Source organism: Zoogloea ramigera (assembly GCF_006539865.1).
GTDB lineage: Bacteria > Pseudomonadota > Gammaproteobacteria > Burkholderiales > Rhodocyclaceae > Zoogloea > Zoogloea ramigera.
Genome location: NZ_BJNV01000051.1, coordinates 21,483 through 38,189, shown reverse-complemented (window position 1 = coordinate 38,189; position 16,707 = coordinate 21,483). Strand labels below are relative to the sequence as shown.

Below are 16,707 nucleotides of genomic sequence, written 5' to 3'. Positions count from 1 at the left end.
GGCGATGGCGCGCAGCGGCCCGCCGTGGGCCACCACCACCGCGGCGGCGGGCGCCTCGGCGCGCAGCTCGGCCAGAAAGGCGTGGCTGCGGGCGGCCATCCGGCGGGGCGATTCGCCCCCCGGTGGCGCGAAGTCGAGGGGCGACGCGGCCCAGGCGTCGAGCGCCGGCTGGCCGATCTCGTCGAAGCTGCGCCCTTCCCAGTCGCCGAAGTGGATCTCCTGGAGGCGCGCGTCGAGCCGCGGCGTGCCGAGGGCTTCGGCGAGCAGGCGGGCGCGGGCCAGCGGGCTGGCATGGAGCGCGAAGTCGGCGGGCAGTAGCGGGCGCAGGCGCTCGGCCACTTCGGCGGCGGGTTCGGCGAGGCCGAGGTCGGTCTGGCCGTAGCAGACCCCCGGCGCGACTTGCGGCCGGGGGTGGCGGATCAGGTAAAGCTCCATGCGGCGAGGATCCCGAAATAGATGGCCACTTCGGCCAGTTGTTGGGTGGCGCCCAGGCAGTCGCCGGTGTAGCCGCCGAGCCGGCGGGCATAGGTGCGCAGCGACCACAGGGTGACGGCGGCGGTGGCGATGAGGGCTCCGAGCGCCTCCCGCGGATTCAGCAGCAACAGCGGCAGCACCCCGAAAAGGCTTGCCAGGCCGAGCTCGGTGGCGCTCAGGCGGCGGGCCACCGGGGCCGACTTGGAGCTGTCGTCGGCGCGAGCGTAGTCGAGCACCGCCATCAGGCTCACCGCGGCGAGGCGCGACAGCGGGTGGGCGACCAGCAGCGCGGCGACGAGCGGGTAATCGTGCTCGGCGCCGAGGTGGGAAAGGGCCAGGTATTTGCCCAGGATCAGCAGCACCAGGCCGATTGCGCCGAAGCTGCCGATGCGGGAGTCCTTCATGATCTCCAGCACCCGGGCCTTGGTCCAGCCGCCGCCCAGGCCGTCACAGGTGTCGGCCCAGCCGTCCTCGTGGAAGGCGCCGGTGACGCGCACGGTGGCGGCCATCGACAGCACGACGGCGATGTCGACCGGCAGCGCCTGTGCCGCCAGCCAGTACACCGCCGCGCCGATCGCCGCCACGACCCAGCCCACCAGCGGCAGAAAACGGGCCGCCTGGCCGAGCTTTTCGGGCGCGAAGGCCACCCAGCCGGGTACCGGCAGGCGGGTGAAATAGGCCAGGGCGATGAAGAAGAGTTCGAGCTGGCGCATGGGCAGGCCGGCGCTCAGGCCTTGCCGGCGACGCCAGCCGATTCGAAGCTGGCCATCTCGTTCATGAAGTTCACCGCCGCCTGCACCAGCGGGTAGGCCAGCGCGGCGCCGGTGCCTTCGCCCAGGCGCAGGTCGAGCTGCACCAGCGGCTCGATGCCCAGGCGGGCCAGCTGGACGACGTGGCCGGCCTCGTTGGAGCGGTGGGCGAAGACGCAGTAGTCGAGGATCTCGGGGGCCAGCGCGTGGGCCACCAGCAACGCGCTGGTGACGATGAAGCCGTCGATCAGCAACACCATCTTCGCCTCGGCGGCGCCCAGCATCGCGCCGGCCATCATCGCGATCTCGAAGCCGCCGTATTCGGCCAGCGCCGCCAGCGGGTCGGCGGGGCGGCCGCCGCGGGCGATCGCCCGGGCCAGCAGGGCGCGCTTGCGCTCCATGCCGGCGTCGTCGTGGCCGGTGCCGCGGCCGATCACGCCGTTGAGCTCGGCGCCGGTGAGGCAGTGGGTGAGCAGCGAGGCGGCGGCGGTGTTGCCGATGCCCATCTCGCCGAAGCCGACCACCGTGCACCCGTTGGCGGCCAGGTTCTGCGCGAGCTCACGGCCGCGGGTGAGGGCGGCGTCGCGCTGGGCGGCGCTCATCGCCGGCTCTTCCAGGTAGTTGGCGGTGCCGGGGGCGACCTTGGCGTTCACCAGGCCCGGGCGGGTGCCGAAGTCGTGGGCCACGCCGGCGTCGACGACCGTCAGGCCCATGCCCATCTGGCGTGCGAACACATTGATCGCCGCGCCGCCGGCCAGGAAGTTCTCGACCATCTGCCAGGTCACGTCCTGGGGGTAGGCCGACACGCCGGCCCTGGCCGCGCCGTGGTCGCCCGCGAACACCAGCATGTGCGGCTCGCGCAGCGCCGGGCTGAGGGTCTGCTGGATCAGGCCGATCTGCCGGGCCAGCGCCTCCAGCCTGCCGAGGGCGCCGAGGGGCTTGGTCTTGGTGTCGATGCGTTGCTGGAGGGCGGCGGCGATGCCCTGGTCGGGGCGGGCGATGGCGTAGGTCATGGCGGGGCGGTGTCGGACGAGCGAAGGCGGGGATGGTAGCGCGCGGAGGCGGCAAACGTGAAACCCGGTGCGTCGCCCCGCGCGTCATCCATAAAAAAACGCCTGCCGGGATTGCTTCCCGGCAGGCGTGCTGGCGACGGGGCTGGCGGGCTTACACCACGCCCTGGGCCAGCATGGCGTCGGCCACCTTCACGAAGCCGGCGATGTTGGCGCCATCCACATAGCTGACGCTGCCGTCGGGGCGCTTGCCGTACTGCACGCAGGCGGCGTGGATGCCCTTCATGATCTCCAGCAGGCGGGCGTCGACCTCCTCACGCGGCCACGCCATGCGCATGGCGTTCTGGCTCATCTCGAGGCCCGAGGTGGCCACGCCGCCGGCGTTGCTGGCCTTGCCGGGCGCGTACAGCACGCCGGCCGCTTCAAACGCCTTGGCGGCCTCGATGGTGGAGGGCATGTTGGCGCCCTCGGCCACGCAGCGCACGCCGTTCTTGATCAGGGTGGCGGCGTCGTCGGCGTCGAGTTCGTTCTGGGTGGCGCAGGGCAGGGCCACGTCCACCTTCACGCCCCACGGCCGCTTGCCGGCTTCGAAGCGGGCGCCGGTGCGCGCGGCGTAGTCGCTGACGCGGCCGTAATGGTGGTTCTTGACGTCCATCAGGATGGCCAGCTTTTCGGGGGTGAAGCCTTCTTCGTCGATCACGGTGCCGCTGGAGTCGGACACGGTGAGCACCTTGGCGCCCAGCGCCATGGCCTTCTCGACCGCGTACTGGGCCACGTTGCCCGAGCCCGACACGCTCACGCGGAGACCCTGGAAGGACAGGCCGCGGGTCTTGAGCATCTCGTCGGCGAAATACACCGTGCCGTAGCCGGTGGCCTCGGGGCGGATCAGCGAGCCGCCGAAGCTCAGGCCCTTGCCGGTGAACACGCAGTCGGCGCGGTTGCTGAGTTTCTTGTACATGCCGGCCATGTAGCCGACCTCCCGGCCGCCCACGCCGATGTCACCGGCCGGCACGTCGGTGTCGGAGCCCACATGGCGGAACAGTTCGCTGACGAAGGCCTGGCAGAAGCGCATGACCTCGGCCGGGCTCTTGCCCTTGGGGTCGAAGTCGGAGCCGCCCTTGCCGCCGCCCATGGGCAGCGTGGTGAGGGCGTTCTTGAAGGTCTGCTCGAAGGCCAGGAACTTCAGCACCGACAGGGTCACCGACGGGTGGAAGCGGATGCCGCCCTTGTAGGGGCCGATGGCCATGCTGTGCTGGATGCGGTAGCCGCGGTTGACCTGCACCTGGCCGCGGTCGTCCATCCACGACACGCGGAACATCAGCACGCGCTCGGGCTCGACCAGGCGATCCAGCAGGCCATGTTCGACGTAGCGGGGGTTCTGCTCGATAAACGGCCACAGGCTCTCCACGACCTCGGTGACCGCCTGGAGGAACTCGGGCTGGCCTGGGTTGCGGTCCGAGACGTACTGCAGAAACTGTTTTGCCGACGCGTATTTCATCGATTTCACTCCGGATTGGAAACTGGATGCACCAAAACCGGGATTATCTATCAAGGTGTGCACCAATTTGGTTCGGTTGGCGCCGATAGCTGATCGAAATCAATAGAAAGACGAGAAAATGCACCGTTTTGGGGCGTTTGCGCCGCTTCAGCCCTTCAACTGAAGGGGCAGGCCGGCCGCCACGAAGCTCACGCGCCCGCACAGCGCCGCGACGGCTTGGTTCACGCGGCCCGCTTCGTCGCGGAACAGGCGGCCCAGCGGCGATTCGGGCACCAGGCCGAGGCCGACCTCGTTGGCGACGAAGATCACCGGGCCAGGCAGCTGCGGGATGAGCGCGAGCAGCGCGGCGCGCTCGCGGGCGAAGGCCGGCAGCGCACCCGCGTCGGCGCCGGGGGCGAGCGTCTCGGCGCCGTCCAGCAGGTTGGCGAGCCACAGGGTCAGGCAGTCGACCACCACGCAGCGGTCGGGCGCGGCGACGGCCGCCAGCGTGGTGGCGAGGTTGCGGGGCGCTTCGTGCACCGCCCAGCCGGCGGGCCGGTCGGCCTGGTGGCGGGCGATGCGGGCGGCCATCTCGTCGTCGAGGGCTTCGGCGGTGACGATCACATGCACCGCCAGCCCGCTGGCGGCGGCGAGTTGTTCGGCGTGGCGGCTCTTGCCCGAACGGGCGCCGCCGAGGATCAGGTGAGTGGGCATGGTGGGTGGGAAGTGGGGCTGGCCAGGGCTTTCGATGCTATCATCAAGGGCTGTCCGGGCGTTGCATCTGCCCGGGCTCGTGTTCCAGGTGCTCCACGGGCCGATCGGCCCCGGAGTTAAACGGGAAACAGGTGCGCGTGCTTCCCATCGAAGCCGTCATGCCTGTGCTGCCCCCGCAACGGTAAGCAGGTGTTCGGCGCGTCATTCATGCCACTGGGCCTTGAGCCTGGGAAGGCGACGCGTTGCGAGAGGTCCGCCTTTGTCGTCCGACAGGCCCGCCTCGACCTGCAAGCCCGGATACCGGCCTTGATCACATGAAGCGGAAGTGCCACGGGGTGGTGGCGACGCGTGGTCGAACTCGGCCTGGGTCTCCCATCTCCCCAGCGCTTTCCCAAGCCATCAGCCCGGTTTGGCGGGGACGCCACCGGGTCAGGGAGACCATAACAATGACCATCCGCCATTCTGCCGCCGCGCTCGCGGTTGCCGCCGCATTTCCTGCTGTCGCTTTCGCTGCCGGCAGCGCCTCTGCCCCCATCATTCTTGCTGCTGCGCCCACCGAGCAGCCCACCGTCGTGATCACCGCGACCCGCCAGCCCCAGCGCGCCGACGAGCTGCTGGCCAGCGTCGACCAGATCGACCGCGAGGAGATCGAGCGCGCCGGCCCCGGCACCGTGCTCGACCTGCTGGCCCGCCAGCCGGGCGTGCAGGTGGCCGCCAACGGCGGGCCGGGCAAGACCTCCTCCCTCTACCTGCGCGGCGCCAACGCCAACCACACGATCCTGCTGATCGACGGCGTGCGCGTCGGCTCGGTGACCAGCGGCCAGCCCTCGCTCGAGAGCATCCCCCTGTCGCAGATCGAGCGTATCGAGATCCTGCGCGGCCCGGCTTCGGCCATGTACGGCGCCGACGCGGTGGGTGGCGTGATCCAGATCTTCACCAAGAAGGGCGAAGGCCCGGCCCTCGTCGAGGCCTTCGGCGGTGTCGGCACCCTGGGCACCACCCAGCTCGGCGCCGGTGTCTCGGGTTCCACCGGCCCGTGGTCGTACGCGCTGCGCGCGGCCGAATACGAAACCAGCGGCGTCTCGGCGCGCAAGGGCCCCTACCCGGCGCAGACCGTCCGCCACAACTACAACCCGGCCCTCGATGCCGACCGGGACGGCTTCCGCTCCCGCACTCTGGCCGCGCGCCTGGGCTACACGCTGGCCCCCGGCCACGAGCTCGGCCTCAACCTGATCCGCATCGACTCCCGCAACTGGTACGACGGCGGTGGCTACAACGCCCGCGGCGGTGCCGACGTGGGCAACGACGCGGCCACCGAGGTGATCGCCCTCGAGAGCCGCAACCGCCTCGCCGACAACTGGCAGAGCACCCTGCGCCTGGCCCAGTCCAAGGACGAATCCACCGGCTTCCGCGGCACCAGCCGCTACAACTCCAAGCAGGAGCAGCTGCTGTGGCAGAACGACATCAAGCTCGCCGTCGGCAGCCTGATGCTCGCCTACGAGCACGTCGAGCAGAACGCCGACAGCTCCACCACCTACACCGTCAAGTCGCGGGACATCTCGTCCTTCATGGCCGGCTGGAACGGTGCCCTCGGCAATCACCTGCTGCAGGCCAACCTGCGCCACGACAGCAACTCCCAGTTCGGCGACAAGCTGACCCACGTGCTCGGCTACGGCTACCGCATCACCCCGCAGCTGCGCACCAATGCCTCCCTCGGCACCTCTTTCAAGGCGCCCACCCTCAACGATCTGTACTACGTCGATAGTGGCGGCAACCACGGCGACCCGAACCTGAAGCCCGAGGAAGGCCGCAACCGCGAGCTCGCGCTGCGCTACGACGCCGCCGGCACCCGCGCCGCGGTGGTGTATTTCGACAACAAGATCGACAACCTGATCCAGTGGGGCGCGTCGGCGCCCACCTGGGCCTACGTGCCCACCCAGACTTCCGAAGCCCGCATCAAGGGCTGGGAGTTCGCCTACGGCGCGCTGCTCGGCGCCTGGGAAGTCACCGCCAGCCTCGACCTGGTCGACCCGCGCAACGAGGCCACCGACAAGCTGCTCGCCCGCCGCGCCCGCGAAACCGCCCGTCTCGGCGTGACGCGCAGCTTCGGCGCCCTCACTGTGGGCAGCGAGGTGTTCGGCAGCGGCAAGCGCTTCGACGACGCCGCCAACACCCGCCGGCTCGGCGGCTACGGGCTGGTGAACCTGTTCGCCCACTACAAGCTCGACCGCAACTGGCAGCTCGAGGCCCGCGCCAACAACCTGTTCGACAAGGACTACACGCTGGCCAACGGCTACAACACGCTGGGCGCCAACGTCTTCGTCGGCGTACGCTATCTGTCGCGCTAACCCCTAAGGAGCACGCATTGACCGAGCTGGGCAAGCCCGATCCGCTGTCGAGGTGCCGGCCATGAGCGCGGCCCTGGGGCCGGATCACGCCCGGCGCGGGGCTTCGGTGCAGGGCGATGCGCTGCCCGATGCCGGGCGCGCGGCCGCCGTTGCGGTAGCGGGGGCCGTCCGCCGGCGCGGCTATCGCCGGGCCTGGCTGGTCATCGCCGGCCTCGTCGCCGCGGCCCTGGCCGCCTTCGCCTGGGCCCTGATGGCGGGCGCGCTGCCGGTTTCAAGTGACGCCATGCTGGCAGCCCTCACCGGCGCTGGCGGCAGCATGGAGGCCGACATCGTGCGCACCCTGCGCCTGCCGCGGGCGGTGGCGGCCTTCGCCTGCGGCGGCCTGCTGGCCCTGGCCGGCGCGTTGATGCAGGTCCTGCTGCGCAACCCCCTGGCCGACCCCTACGTGCTGGGCATCTCCGGCGGCGCGGCGGTCGGCGCGCTGGGGGCCATCCTGGCCGGCCTCGGCGGCGGCTGGATCGACGCCTCGGCGGCCATCGGCGCGCTGGGCGCGACCCTGCTGGTGTTCGGCCTCGCCCACGGCGACGGCTCGTGGACCCAGACCCGCCTGCTCCTCACCGGCGTCATCGTCGCCGCCGGCTGCGGCGCGGCGGTGGCGCTGATGCTCAGCCTGGCCCCCGAAGGCCGCGTCAAGGGCATGCTGTTCTGGCTGATGGGCGACGCCAGCAGCGCCACCCGGCCGTGGCCGGCGCTGGTGCTGCTGGTGCTCGGCCTCGTCGCGGTGCTGCCCTTCGCGCGGGAGCTCAACCTGCTCACCCGCGGAGAGGTCACCGCCCGGGCCCTCGGCGTGCGGGTCGGGCGCCTGCGCGGGCTGGTGTATGGGCTCGGCTCGTTGCTCACCGCGGTGGCCGTCACCACCATTGGTTCGGTGGGTTTTGTGGGGCTGATCGTGCCGCACCTGGTGCGCCTCGCCATCGGCAACGACCAGCGCCTGCTGCTGCCCGCCGCCACCCTGGCCGGCGGCGTGCTGCTCACCGTGGCCGACACCGCCGCCCGCACCGTCGTCGCGCCGATCCAGCTGCCGGTGGGCGTGCTCACCGCGCTGATCGGCGTGCCGGTGTTCCTGTTTCTGCTGGCGAGGCATCCGCGATGAAGATGGACGCCCGCCCGCCGGTGCTCGGCACCGACGCGCTACATGTCAGCGTCGGCGCGCGGGACGTCTGCCGCGGCCTCGACTTCACGCTGCAGCCCGCCGACACGCTGGTGATCCTCGGCCGCAACGGCGCCGGCAAGAGCACCCTGCTGCATACCCTGGCCGGGCTGCGCGCGCCGGCCGGCGGCAGCGTGCTGCTGTCGGGCCAGCCCTACGCCGCCTGGCCCCGCGGCCATGAGGCCTGCCTGCGCGGCCTGCTGGCCCAGAGCCAGCCCGATTTCTTCAGCGCCACGGTGCTCGAAACGGCCCTGGTCGGCCGCCACCCCTACCTCGGCCGCTGGGACTGGGAAGGCCCCGAGGACGAAGCCATCGCGATGGTCGCGCTCGAGCAGATGGGCCTCGCCGGCTTTGCCGAGCGCCAGGTACCCACCCTCTCCGGCGGCGAGCGTCAGCGCCTCGCCATCGCCGCGCTGCTGGTGCAGCAGCCGCGGCTGTATCTGCTCGACGAGCCCCTCGCCCACCTCGACCTGCACCACCAGATCCAGGTGCTGGACCACTTCGCGATGCTCGCCGCCGGTGGCGCCGGGGTGACGATGGTGCTCCACGACATCAACCTCGCCGCCCGCTACGCCAGCCACGTGCTGCTGCTCGACGGCGAGGGCGGCCACGCCTTCGGGCGGGCCGCCGAGATCCTCACCGCGCCGCGCCTGTCCGCCGCCTTCGGCCACCCGCTGCGGGCGGTGCAGGATGGCGACACGACGCTGTTCGTGCCCGCCTGAAAGCCCGGCACCCAAAACTCCAACGATAAAAGAGAGAACCCCATGACCGACACCTCCGACCGCGACACCCGCCACAAGGCCCGCATGGAACGTAAAAAGGCCGTCGTCGACGCCGCCATCGCCGCTGCCACCGACACCCGTGGCGTGCTGCTGGTGAACACCGGCAACGGCAAGGGCAAGTCCAGCGCCGCCTTCGGCGTGCTCGCCCGGGCCATCGGCCACGGCATGAAGGTAGGCGTCGTGCAGTTCGTGAAGGGCCGCTCCGACACCGGCGAGGAGGCCTTCTTCCGGCGCCAGCCGGAGGTCGAATGGCACGTGATGGGCGACGGCTTCACCTGGGACACCCAGGACCGCAGCGCCGACATCGCCAGCGCCCGCGCCGGCTGGGAGCAGGCCAGGCGCTTCCTGGCCGACCCGGCGATCGGCCTGGTGGTGTTCGACGAGCTCAACATCGTGCTCAAGTACGGCTACCTCGAGGTGGCCGAGGTCATCGCCGACCTGCAGGCCCGCCCGGCCCTGCAGCACGTCATCGTCACCGGCCGCGGCGCGCCGGAGGCGCTCATCGAGGCGGCCGACACGGTTACCGACATGGGCGTCGTCAAGCACGCCTTCAAGGCCGGCATCGCCGCCCAGGCCGGCCTGGAGTTCTAGTCCGGCGGACGCGGTAAGCTTGGCGCTTTTGCCGAGGCCGCCATGCACCGCATCGTCAACATCGAGGCCGGCGCCGTCCGCGCCCGCTTTCGCCGCCCGGCCTTCGCCCACGAATGGGTCGATTTCGAGGCGACGGCCCAGGGTGACGTGGCCGACCGCCTCGTCGATGCCACCATCGCCATCGTCAACAAGCGCCGCCTGACGGCCGACCTCATCGCCGCGCTGCCGGCGCTGCAGATGGTCGCGGTGGCCGCCACCGGCTACAACAATATCGACCTCGACGCCTGCCGGGCGCGCGGCATCGTGGTCTCCAACGTGCGCGGCTACGCCCGCGACACGGTGCCCGAGCATGTGTTTGCGCTGCTGCTGGCGCTCATCCGGCAGATCGGGCCCTACCACCGCTCGGTGGCCGCCGGGCGCTGGCAGACGAGCGAGCAGTTCTGCTATTTCGACTATCCGATCCGCGACCTCGCCGGCCGCAAGCTGGGCATTCTTGGCAGCGGCACCCTCGGCCAGGGCGTCGCACGCATCGCCGAGGCCTTCGGCATGACGGTGCTGCGCGGCGAGCACAAGGGCGCCGCCGCGGTGCGCGAGGGCTACCTGCCCTTCGAGCAGCTGATTGGCGAGGCCGACGTGATCAGCCTCCACTGCCCGCTCACCGAGCACACCCGCCACCTCATCGGCGCCCGTGAGCTCGCCGCGATGAAGCCCGGCGCGCTGCTCATCAACACCGCCCGCGGCGGGTTGGTGGATGAACACGCCCTCGCCGACGCCCTGCGCAGTGGGCGCATCAGCGGCGCCGGCTTCGATGTGCTCTCCGAAGAGCCGCCCCGCGACAACCCGCTGCTGGCCGCCGACCTGCTGGCGGCCGGCAACTTCATCCTCACGCCCCACGTGGCGTGGTCGAGCGGCGAGGCCATGCAGGCCCTGGCCGACCAGCTCATCGGCAACATCGAGGCCTTCGCTGCCGGCGAGCCGCGCAACCGGGTGGCCTGAGCCGCGGCGCGTGTCCGCGGATGACCCGGCCCGGGGCCGAAGCGCCCGGTGCCGCCCGCACCGCAAGCGCGCGCCAGGCGTTGGCCACCCATTCGCGGGCAAGCGCTTACTGGTCGTGCTCGGCCGGCACCAGCCGGATCTCGGCTTCGGCGTTCTTGAGCAGCAGCACGCGGCCGGCGCCCACGGCCACCTCCACCACCTCGGCGCCCTGCCCGAGCAGGGTGTGGATCGCCGCGCTGGTGCTGGCCGCCGTCTCGTTGAGGCAGGCCATCCGGGTGGATGCCACCCGGGCCTTCAGGCGGCCGTCTTCAAAGCTGAAGCGGCCGCTGATGCGGTTGCAGCCGTCCGAGCCGCTGAGGGTGCCGGCGGCGCTGTCGAAGCGGAGCTCCGGGTGCGGCTTGGGGATCTCCTTGCCGGCCACGTAGCGCACGGCCCAGCGGCCGTCGAGCTTGCCCGCCGTATTGGCGTCGCCCTCGATGCGGGTGAAGGGGCTGCAGGCTGACAGCAGCGCGGCGGCGAGGGGCAGGGCGACGAGGCGGTGGCGGGCTTTCATGGGGCTTCCTTTGTGCGGGGTTGAGGGGCTGGGGTCTTCCCATTATCGTATGCCACGTGGCTCTTTGCTGTGTCCCCCGCACACCGCCCTTTGGTGATCTGCCCTGACGCGGCAAAATGGCGGCCTTTCCCCTCGAGCGTCGCCATGATCGTCCGCCCCCACCTGCACTGGTTCCGCCTGCTTTTCGTGTGGCGCGGTTCGGTGCTGCCCTACATCGTCTCCCGGCTGGCCCTGGTGCTGGCCGTCTCGGTGCTCAGCGTGCTCGGCCGCCACTGGTGGATGAGCGCCCACGCCGAATCGGCGCTGTCGATCCCGCCCTTCACGCTGATGGGCATCGCGCTGGCGATCTTTCTGGGCTTCCGCAACACCGTCAGCTACGACCGCTACTGGGAGGCGCGCAAGCAATGGGGCGCGCTGCTGATCGGCGCCCGCTCGCTGACCCGCGAGATCGCCAGCTTCGCACCCGACGAGGTCGCGCTGCAGCGCCGCGTGGCGCGCACCCTGGCGGCCTTCGCCTTCGCCCTCAAGCACCAGCTGCGCGGCACCGACCCGCGCGCCGACCTGGCCTGCCGCCTCGACCCGGCGGTGGTCGACCGCGTCTGCGCCGCCCGCTTCGTGCCCTCGGCGCTGCTGCTGTGCCTGGCTCAAGACTTTGCCGCCGCCCGGCGCGCCGGCAGTCTCACCGACCTGCAGCTGCAGTCGATGGACACCAACCTCAACCTGCTCACCGAAGCCTCTGGCGCCTGCGAGCGCATCGCCAACACGCCCATCCCCTACACCTACCGGGTGCTCATGAACCGCACCGTGATGGTGTATTGCCTGCTGCTGCCGGTTGGCCTCGCCAACGCCATCGGCTGGCTCACCGTGCTCGTCGGCCCCTTCATCGCCTACACCTTCCTGGCGCTGGACGTGATCGGCGAACAGATCGAGGAGCCCTTCGGCAACGAACCCAACGACCTCGCGCTGGCCGCCATGTGCCACGGCATCGAGCTGTCGATCTGCGAGCTGGTCGGCGAGACCCCCCGCAGCAGCCTGCCCGAGGTGGTGGATTACGTGATGGTGTGAGGCGGCGGGCGGCTTGTAGGGGCGACTTCAGTCGCCCGCGGACTCCGATCAACGGCCTGTCCGTGATCAACGCGCGGAGGGCGACTGAAGTCGCCCCTACAGCCCGGCATCACCCTGGACGTGGTCGAACGCCGACGAGTGCGCGGTGGGCAACGCAACCGAAGCCTTGGCAAAACAAATGAGGGGGTGATGCGGGGATATGGAGCGGCAGAAGAGTCTCGAACTCTCGACCTCAACCTTGGCAAGGTTGCGCTCTACCAACTGAGCTACTGCCGCTTCAAGGTGTTGCCTGGTGCTGCTTGATGTTGGCGGAGTGGACGGGACTCGAACCCGCGACCCCCGGCGTGACAGGCCGGTATTCTAACCAACTGAACTACCACTCCATTTCTTCTGCCAGCCTTGCCGGAAAGGCCCCGAGCGGGTGCCGACCTGCAAATGCCTTGGTGCCCAGGAGAGGACTCGAACCTCCACGGAGTTACCCGCTAGTACCTGAAACTAGTGCGTCTACCAATTCCGCCACCTGGGCAGGTGCGAGAAGAGGCGGCATTCTAAAAGGCCTTTCGCAGAAACGCCAGCATTTTTTGAAGTGGCCTGGCCTGGCCGGCGTGTCCATTGCCTTAAGGAAAGGTGCGGGGCGGCCGATAGAAACTGCCATCACGGTTCAGGTTTCCCCCGTTATTGTGTTCCGCCCTGATTGCCCACCCGTCGACCGTTGCCCACACTCCCGCTGGTGCAGCCGTGCCGCGGTGATGCAGACGACTATCAAGCCAGGCCTTCCCGGCCTCTAAGGACCAAAATGCTCTTCAAAAAACAAAAGCGCATTGCAGCGCTTGAAGCCGAAAACCTCGCGCTCACCGCCAGGCAGCAAACCCTCGACGCCGAGCTTGTCGAACTCCGCCAGCGGCTCGCCGAACAGCAGGCCCTGGCGCAAGCCAAGGACAGCGAGTGCGAAACCCTCAAGGCCGTGCTGCGCAATCTGGCGCTTTTCAGCGGCACCCTGTCCGGTTCCCAGCAGAGCCTCGCCGCCATGGCGACCCGGCTCCGCGAAGAAAAGGCCCGCGCCCTCGAGGCGGCCCATGTCTCCATGACCAGCGGCCAGGCCTCCACCGAGATCGCCAGCAGCCTGCACGTCCTGGCCGAAAACTCCGCCACCACCGCCAAGGAGGTCGACGGCCTCGCCCAGCAGGCCGGCGAGATCGGCGCCATCGTCCAGCTCATCCACGAGATCGCCGACCAGACCAACCTGCTGGCCCTCAACGCGGCCATCGAGGCAGCGCGGGCCGGTGAGGCCGGGCGCGGCTTCGCGGTGGTGGCCGACGAGGTGCGCAAGCTTGCCGAGCGCACCGCCAAGGCCACCAAGGACATCGAAGGCCTGGTGGTGGGCATCCGAGACAACTCGATCTCGGCCAAGGGCGCGATGGAAGTGCTGGCCCGCACCGCCGAAGACTTCAGCAGCCGCGGCGCCCGTGCCACCGAAGACATGGAAAAGCTGATGAACCTCTCCCACCAGATGGAGGACGTCATCGCCAGGAGCGCCATCAAGAGCTTCGTCGAAGTCGCCAAGGTTGACCACCTGGTGTTCAAGTTCCGGGTGTACCCCGGCCTGTTCGGGCTCATCGAGCTCCACACCCACGACGTGCCGCACCACACCGAATGCCGCCTCGGCAAATGGTATTTCGAGGGCGAGGGCCGGGATACCTTCAGCAAGCTGCCCGCCTACCGCGAGCTCGACACCCCCCACGCGGCCGTGCACGACCTCGGCATCGCCGCCATCGACGCCCGCGACCGGGGCGACATGGTCGAGATGCTCAAGCACGTCGAAGCCATGGAGCGGGCCAGCGTCCGCGTCATTGACAGCCTCGACCGCATGGCCGACAGCGTCGCCTGAGCGGCGCAGCGTCATGCGCCTTGGCGGGCTCCTGCTCCTGCTGTTGTGCGGCCATTGCCTCGCCGATGGCTGCGACAGCCTGGCGCCCCCGGCGGTGAAGCTCGAGCTCCACGACGAGCCGATCAGCCTCGACACCCGCACCAGCTACAAAACCCTCACCCTGCTCGGCCCGCCCCAGGCGCGCGGCGGCCAGCAGGTGCTCGGGCTCACCCGGGGCACCGCCACGGTGCGCTTCGAGACCCGCGTGTCGTCCTACGTCGACCCCAGCGGCCGCTGGGAATGCGCCAGCCCGCAGCTCACGGTGCGCTATGGCTTCAGCCCGATGACGGTTTACGTGGCCCGTGAATTCCCGCCCGGCAGCTGCGCCTACCGCGAGATCCACGAACACGAGATGCGCCACGTGCGCGCCTACCAGGCCCACCTCAAGGCCATCGAGAAGACCCTCGCCGACGCCCTCCAGGCCCGCTTTGCCGGCACCGGCCCGTGGCGCGGCCCCCGGGGCGAGACCAACGCCCGCCTCCAGGCCGAGCTGCAGGAGCGCTGGGTGCCCTTCGTCAAGCGCGAGATCAACAAGGTTGACGCCGCCCAGGCACTCATCGACACCCCCGAGGAATACGCCCGGGTTGCCGCCAGCTGCGGCGGCGAGATCCGCAGGCTCACCCGCTGAAAAGGGCGGCGGCGCCCCGATCGGTGCCCGAGGGGTAAAGAAATCCGGATTCGTATCAACCTAGAAACGGCAGTTGGACGCGCCTGCTGGTGCGTATGGGCGGGTGTCTGGCGCGAAGCGACAACGCGGCAGGCTCATGCCTGCAAGGCGGAGCGACAAAGCCAGGCGCCCGCCCAGACGTGCCAGCGGGCGTGTAGCGCTGTCACCATCTGGGTGAGCGTCGGCGAAAGCACGAAAGCGTGTGCTCCTGCGACCCTTGAAGTTACGGAAAGCGGTCAACTGCCGTTTCTAGGATCAAGTACGCCCGCCGCGCCCTCGGCTGCTACAGCCTGCAGTCGCTGGCCCGCGAAACCGTCGCCACCACTGCCGAGTTCGGCCTCAAGGGGCATGTCCAGTTCCGCACCCCCGGCCAGACCATCACCCTCACCGAAAACGGCCCCGCCTCGCCCCTCGAAGAGTCGGTGTTCGACAAGATGCTCGGCATGGGCCGCATCTTCAGCTTCAAGAACCGGATGGTCGTGAACCACGAGAAAGTCTCCATCCTGGTCGTCAACATGCCCCTCGACGATGCCGAATACTGCGGCCGCATCCGCGACCACCTGGCCATCGTCGCCGAGGCCGCCGACCTGGCCATCGACAACGTCTGCGCCCGCCTCGAGGCCGTCAGGCGGGCGCAGGAGATGCTGCACATCGCCGCCATCACCCGCAGCGCCGTCGAAGAGCTGCGCACCACCTACCGCGACATCCAGATCTCGGCCCGCCTCGAACTCGAGACCATGACCGACAGCATCGAGGGCATGTACCTCAGTCTCGGCCTCACCAACCGCCAGGAGGCCACCGTCAGCGACGTCGTCCGCCACGCCACCGGCCGCGTGCTCGACCTCCTCGAGCTCGGCTCCACCCTCGACGCCAGCTTCACCCGCATCGTCGGCCAGCTCGCCCCCACCGACGAAATCCCCACCGTCGAAGAAAAGGCCGACCCCGGCTTCGAATCCATCGAGCTGTGGTAAGCCCCGGCCGGCCACGCTGCCGCCCCCTGCGGCAGCACGAAAAACCGGCCAATCAGCCCTGAAAATCCACATTTCAGGGCTTTAAAGCCCATCCTTGCACGCGCAGCCAACATCCTTGGCCAAAAAACAACGATGTTCGGCCTTGCAACGTCAATGTTTGCCAAGACAACAACGATGTTTCATCGAACAACGTTGTTGCACGCCGAAAAACAACATCGCTCGGCCTGACAACTCAATTGTTCGGCCCGACAATTCAATTGTTTGGCCCAACAACGTTGTTGCAGGCCGAAAAACATCAATGTTTGCCCTGACAACGACGTTGTCGGCCCGAACATCGTTGTTGTTCCGCCCGACAACGCCGTTTCACCGCCAAAAACAGGCCTGCCCGGGCAAACGGCCCCATCGGCACGCCTGACATCGGCATCCCCGCCCCCTCGCCCACGCTTTCCCGCGCCGTCGGCGTCGCCCCACCCCCGACGCATGGGGGTAATCCCATGGTGTACGCAAAAACCGTCAAATAAAATGACGTTGACCTTCACGCGGGCCGCACCCGGGCGTAATATCGGCAACCGTAGTGCCCGCTTCTCTCGACAACCCAATGTACTGGAGACACCATGCCGAACATCAACCCGAACACCCGCGTTTCCGCTGAACAGACCCAGGCCAACGTCGAGGCCTACCTCGCCCTCAAGAAGATCCCCGACTACGTTCCCATCAACCCCGAACACAGCGTCGAGGCTGCAACCCTCTGCTACGAAGAGCTGCTCGCCGCCGAAGAAGCCCTCATCCACGCCGACAACACCGCCGCCGCCGCCCGCGACACCGTCCGCCGCGCCCGCTGGAAACTCCAGAACGTCATCGTCGGCGCCAAGGGCGAAGTCAAGGTCCGCTACGGCCTCGACTCCAACGAAGTCGCCGCCATCGGCCTGAAAAAGAAAAGCGAACGCAGCAAGGCCAGCAAGGCGAAGAAGGTGGTGGCTGGGGAGTGAGCGAAGCGCCGCTACCTGGAATGGGTGGCAGGAATTGATGAACAACGGCGGCTTGGGCCGCCATTTTTATGTTGGGAAGGTATGATTCGAGGGGGCGGTTGTCGGCCATTTTGGAACGCTCCTCACTTGTTGTCGTAGCGAGGCTTCCCTCTGATAGCAGAGTATTCAAGGGCTACCAGCATTG

At 69.2% G+C, this 16,707-nt stretch carries 17 protein-coding genes, 3 tRNA genes and 1 riboswitch; of the genes, 10 read left to right on the top strand and 10 right to left on the bottom strand.

Annotation, left to right across the window (positions count from 1 at the left end; all coding sequences use genetic code 11):
* The 5 genes from ZRA01_RS14180 to cobU all read right to left on the bottom strand — a co-directional run.
* A partial coding sequence (locus tag ZRA01_RS14180; RefSeq protein WP_141353319.1) for a histidine phosphatase family protein occupies positions 1-435 on the bottom strand: 435 nt, incomplete at its 3' end.
* Positions 420-1,187, bottom strand: coding sequence for an adenosylcobinamide-GDP ribazoletransferase (locus ZRA01_RS14175; protein ID WP_141353317.1), 768 nt, complete (start codon positions 1,185-1,187; stop codon positions 420-422). The genes ZRA01_RS14175 and ZRA01_RS14180, both read right to left, overlap by 16 nt.
* Before the next feature lie 14 nt (positions 1,188-1,201).
* Positions 1,202-2,236 carry a nicotinate-nucleotide--dimethylbenzimidazole phosphoribosyltransferase gene (gene cobT / locus ZRA01_RS14170; protein ID WP_141353315.1) on the bottom strand — a complete coding sequence of 345 codons (1,035 nt, stop codon included), beginning with the start codon at positions 2,234-2,236 and terminating at the stop codon, positions 1,202-1,204.
* Positions 2,237-2,387: 151 nt separating this feature from the next.
* Positions 2,388-3,731, bottom strand: a complete 1,344-nt coding sequence (gene gdhA / locus ZRA01_RS14165) for an NADP-specific glutamate dehydrogenase (protein ID WP_141353313.1) — start codon at positions 3,729-3,731, stop codon at positions 2,388-2,390.
* Between the two features lie 147 nt (positions 3,732-3,878).
* Positions 3,879-4,424, bottom strand: a complete 546-nt coding sequence (gene cobU / locus ZRA01_RS14160; RefSeq protein WP_141353311.1) for a bifunctional adenosylcobinamide kinase/adenosylcobinamide-phosphate guanylyltransferase — start codon at positions 4,422-4,424, stop codon at positions 3,879-3,881.
* A 69-nt stretch (positions 4,425-4,493) separates the two neighbouring features.
* Positions 4,494-4,747, top strand: a riboswitch (cobalamin riboswitch).
* A 123-nt stretch (positions 4,748-4,870) separates the two neighbouring features.
* Here cobU and ZRA01_RS14155 point away from each other — a divergent pair.
* From ZRA01_RS14155 to ZRA01_RS14135, 5 genes are all read left to right on the top strand, one after another.
* On the top strand, positions 4,871-6,772 hold the full coding sequence (locus ZRA01_RS14155) for a TonB-dependent receptor domain-containing protein (protein WP_170182982.1): 1,902 nt from the start codon (positions 4,871-4,873) through the stop codon (positions 6,770-6,772).
* Positions 6,773-7,022: 250 nt separating this feature from the next.
* Complete coding sequence (locus tag ZRA01_RS14150) at positions 7,023-7,925, top strand: FecCD family ABC transporter permease (RefSeq protein ID WP_246093682.1); 903 nt, start codon at positions 7,023-7,025, stop codon at positions 7,923-7,925.
* On the top strand, positions 7,922-8,704 hold the full coding sequence (locus tag ZRA01_RS14145) for an ABC transporter ATP-binding protein (RefSeq protein WP_141353305.1): 783 nt from the start codon (positions 7,922-7,924) through the stop codon (positions 8,702-8,704). The genes ZRA01_RS14150 and ZRA01_RS14145 overlap by 4 nt, the downstream gene beginning before the upstream one ends.
* Positions 8,705-8,746: 42 nt before the next feature.
* Positions 8,747-9,355, top strand: a complete 609-nt coding sequence (gene cobO, locus ZRA01_RS14140; protein WP_141353303.1) for a cob(I)yrinic acid a,c-diamide adenosyltransferase — start codon at positions 8,747-8,749, stop codon at positions 9,353-9,355.
* A gap of 42 nt (positions 9,356-9,397) precedes the next feature.
* A complete protein-coding gene (locus ZRA01_RS14135; RefSeq protein ID WP_141353301.1) occupies positions 9,398-10,351 on the top strand; it encodes a D-2-hydroxyacid dehydrogenase in 954 nt (317 codons plus the stop codon).
* Positions 10,352-10,457: 106 nt separating this feature from the next.
* Here ZRA01_RS14135 and ZRA01_RS14130 read toward each other — a convergent pair whose 3' ends face one another.
* The gene (locus ZRA01_RS14130; protein ID WP_141353299.1) at positions 10,458-10,904 is read right to left on the bottom strand and encodes an META domain-containing protein; all 447 of its coding nucleotides are present in this window, start codon (positions 10,902-10,904) and stop codon (positions 10,458-10,460) included.
* Between the two features lie 144 nt (positions 10,905-11,048).
* Here ZRA01_RS14130 and ZRA01_RS14125 point away from each other — a divergent pair, with 144 nt between their 5' ends.
* The gene (locus ZRA01_RS14125; RefSeq protein WP_141353297.1) at positions 11,049-11,969 is read left to right on the top strand and encodes a bestrophin family protein; all 921 of its coding nucleotides are present in this window, start codon (positions 11,049-11,051) and stop codon (positions 11,967-11,969) included.
* Between the two features lie 200 nt (positions 11,970-12,169).
* Here ZRA01_RS14125 and ZRA01_RS14120 read toward each other — a convergent pair.
* The 3 genes from ZRA01_RS14120 to ZRA01_RS14110 form a co-directional block, all read right to left on the bottom strand.
* A tRNA-Gly gene (locus tag ZRA01_RS14120) sits at positions 12,170-12,245 on the bottom strand.
* A 30-nt stretch (positions 12,246-12,275) separates the two neighbouring features.
* Positions 12,276-12,352: transfer RNA gene (locus ZRA01_RS14115), tRNA-Asp, on the bottom strand.
* Positions 12,353-12,410: 58 nt separating this feature from the next.
* Positions 12,411-12,495: transfer RNA gene (locus tag ZRA01_RS14110), tRNA-Leu, on the bottom strand.
* A gap of 270 nt (positions 12,496-12,765) precedes the next feature.
* On the opposite strand from ZRA01_RS14110, the gene ZRA01_RS21275 reads away from it, so the two are divergent.
* The 3 genes from ZRA01_RS21275 (at position 12,766) to ZRA01_RS14095 (ending at position 15,534) form a co-directional block, all read left to right on the top strand.
* On the top strand, positions 12,766-13,857 hold the full coding sequence (locus tag ZRA01_RS21275; RefSeq protein ID WP_141353294.1) for a methyl-accepting chemotaxis protein: 1,092 nt from the start codon (positions 12,766-12,768) through the stop codon (positions 13,855-13,857).
* A gap of 13 nt (positions 13,858-13,870) precedes the next feature.
* Positions 13,871-14,524 carry a hypothetical protein gene (locus tag ZRA01_RS14100; protein ID WP_141353292.1) on the top strand — a complete coding sequence of 218 codons (654 nt, stop codon included), beginning with the start codon at positions 13,871-13,873 and terminating at the stop codon, positions 14,522-14,524.
* A 461-nt stretch (positions 14,525-14,985) separates the two neighbouring features.
* On the top strand, positions 14,986-15,534 hold the full coding sequence (locus ZRA01_RS14095) for a hypothetical protein (RefSeq protein WP_141353290.1): 549 nt from the start codon (positions 14,986-14,988) through the stop codon (positions 15,532-15,534).
* A 179-nt stretch (positions 15,535-15,713) separates the two neighbouring features.
* On the opposite strand, the gene ZRA01_RS14090 is transcribed toward ZRA01_RS14095, so the two are convergent.
* On the bottom strand, positions 15,714-16,073 hold the full coding sequence (locus ZRA01_RS14090; RefSeq protein ID WP_141353288.1) for a hypothetical protein: 360 nt from the start codon (positions 16,071-16,073) through the stop codon (positions 15,714-15,716).
* Positions 16,074-16,148: 75 nt separating this feature from the next.
* On the opposite strand from ZRA01_RS14090, the gene ZRA01_RS14085 reads away from it, so the two are divergent.
* Positions 16,149-16,523: a hypothetical protein gene (locus ZRA01_RS14085; RefSeq protein WP_141353286.1), complete on the top strand. Its 375-nt coding sequence runs from the start codon at positions 16,149-16,151 to the stop codon at positions 16,521-16,523.
* The last annotated feature ends 184 nt before the right edge of the window (positions 16,524-16,707 follow it).

Coding starts and splice junctions, on each gene's coding strand:
- ZRA01_RS14125 (WP_141353297.1), top strand. CDS start 11,049: ATGATCGTCCGCCCCCACCTGCACTGGTTCCGCCTGCTTTTCGTGTGG.
- ZRA01_RS14130 (WP_141353299.1), bottom strand. CDS start 10,904: ATGAAAGCCCGCCACCGCCTCGTCGCCCTGCCCCTCGCCGCCGCGCTG.
- gdhA (WP_141353313.1), bottom strand. CDS start 3,731: ATGAAATACGCGTCGGCAAAACAGTTTCTGCAGTACGTCTCGGACCGC.
- ZRA01_RS14135 (WP_141353301.1), top strand. CDS start 9,398: ATGCACCGCATCGTCAACATCGAGGCCGGCGCCGTCCGCGCCCGCTTT.
- cobT (WP_141353315.1), bottom strand. CDS start 2,236: ATGACCTACGCCATCGCCCGCCCCGACCAGGGCATCGCCGCCGCCCTC.
- ZRA01_RS14085 (WP_141353286.1), top strand. CDS start 16,149: ATGCCGAACATCAACCCGAACACCCGCGTTTCCGCTGAACAGACCCAG.
- cobO (WP_141353303.1), top strand. CDS start 8,747: ATGACCGACACCTCCGACCGCGACACCCGCCACAAGGCCCGCATGGAA.
- ZRA01_RS14155 (WP_170182982.1), top strand. CDS start 4,871: ATGACCATCCGCCATTCTGCCGCCGCGCTCGCGGTTGCCGCCGCATTT.
- ZRA01_RS14100 (WP_141353292.1), top strand. CDS start 13,871: ATGCGCCTTGGCGGGCTCCTGCTCCTGCTGTTGTGCGGCCATTGCCTC.
- cobU (WP_141353311.1), bottom strand. CDS start 4,424: ATGCCCACTCACCTGATCCTCGGCGGCGCCCGTTCGGGCAAGAGCCGC.
- ZRA01_RS14175 (WP_141353317.1), bottom strand. CDS start 1,187: ATGCGCCAGCTCGAACTCTTCTTCATCGCCCTGGCCTATTTCACCCGC.
- ZRA01_RS21275 (WP_141353294.1), top strand. CDS start 12,766: ATGCTCTTCAAAAAACAAAAGCGCATTGCAGCGCTTGAAGCCGAAAAC.
- ZRA01_RS14150 (WP_246093682.1), top strand. CDS start 7,023: ATGGCGGGCGCGCTGCCGGTTTCAAGTGACGCCATGCTGGCAGCCCTC.
- ZRA01_RS14145 (WP_141353305.1), top strand. CDS start 7,922: ATGAAGATGGACGCCCGCCCGCCGGTGCTCGGCACCGACGCGCTACAT.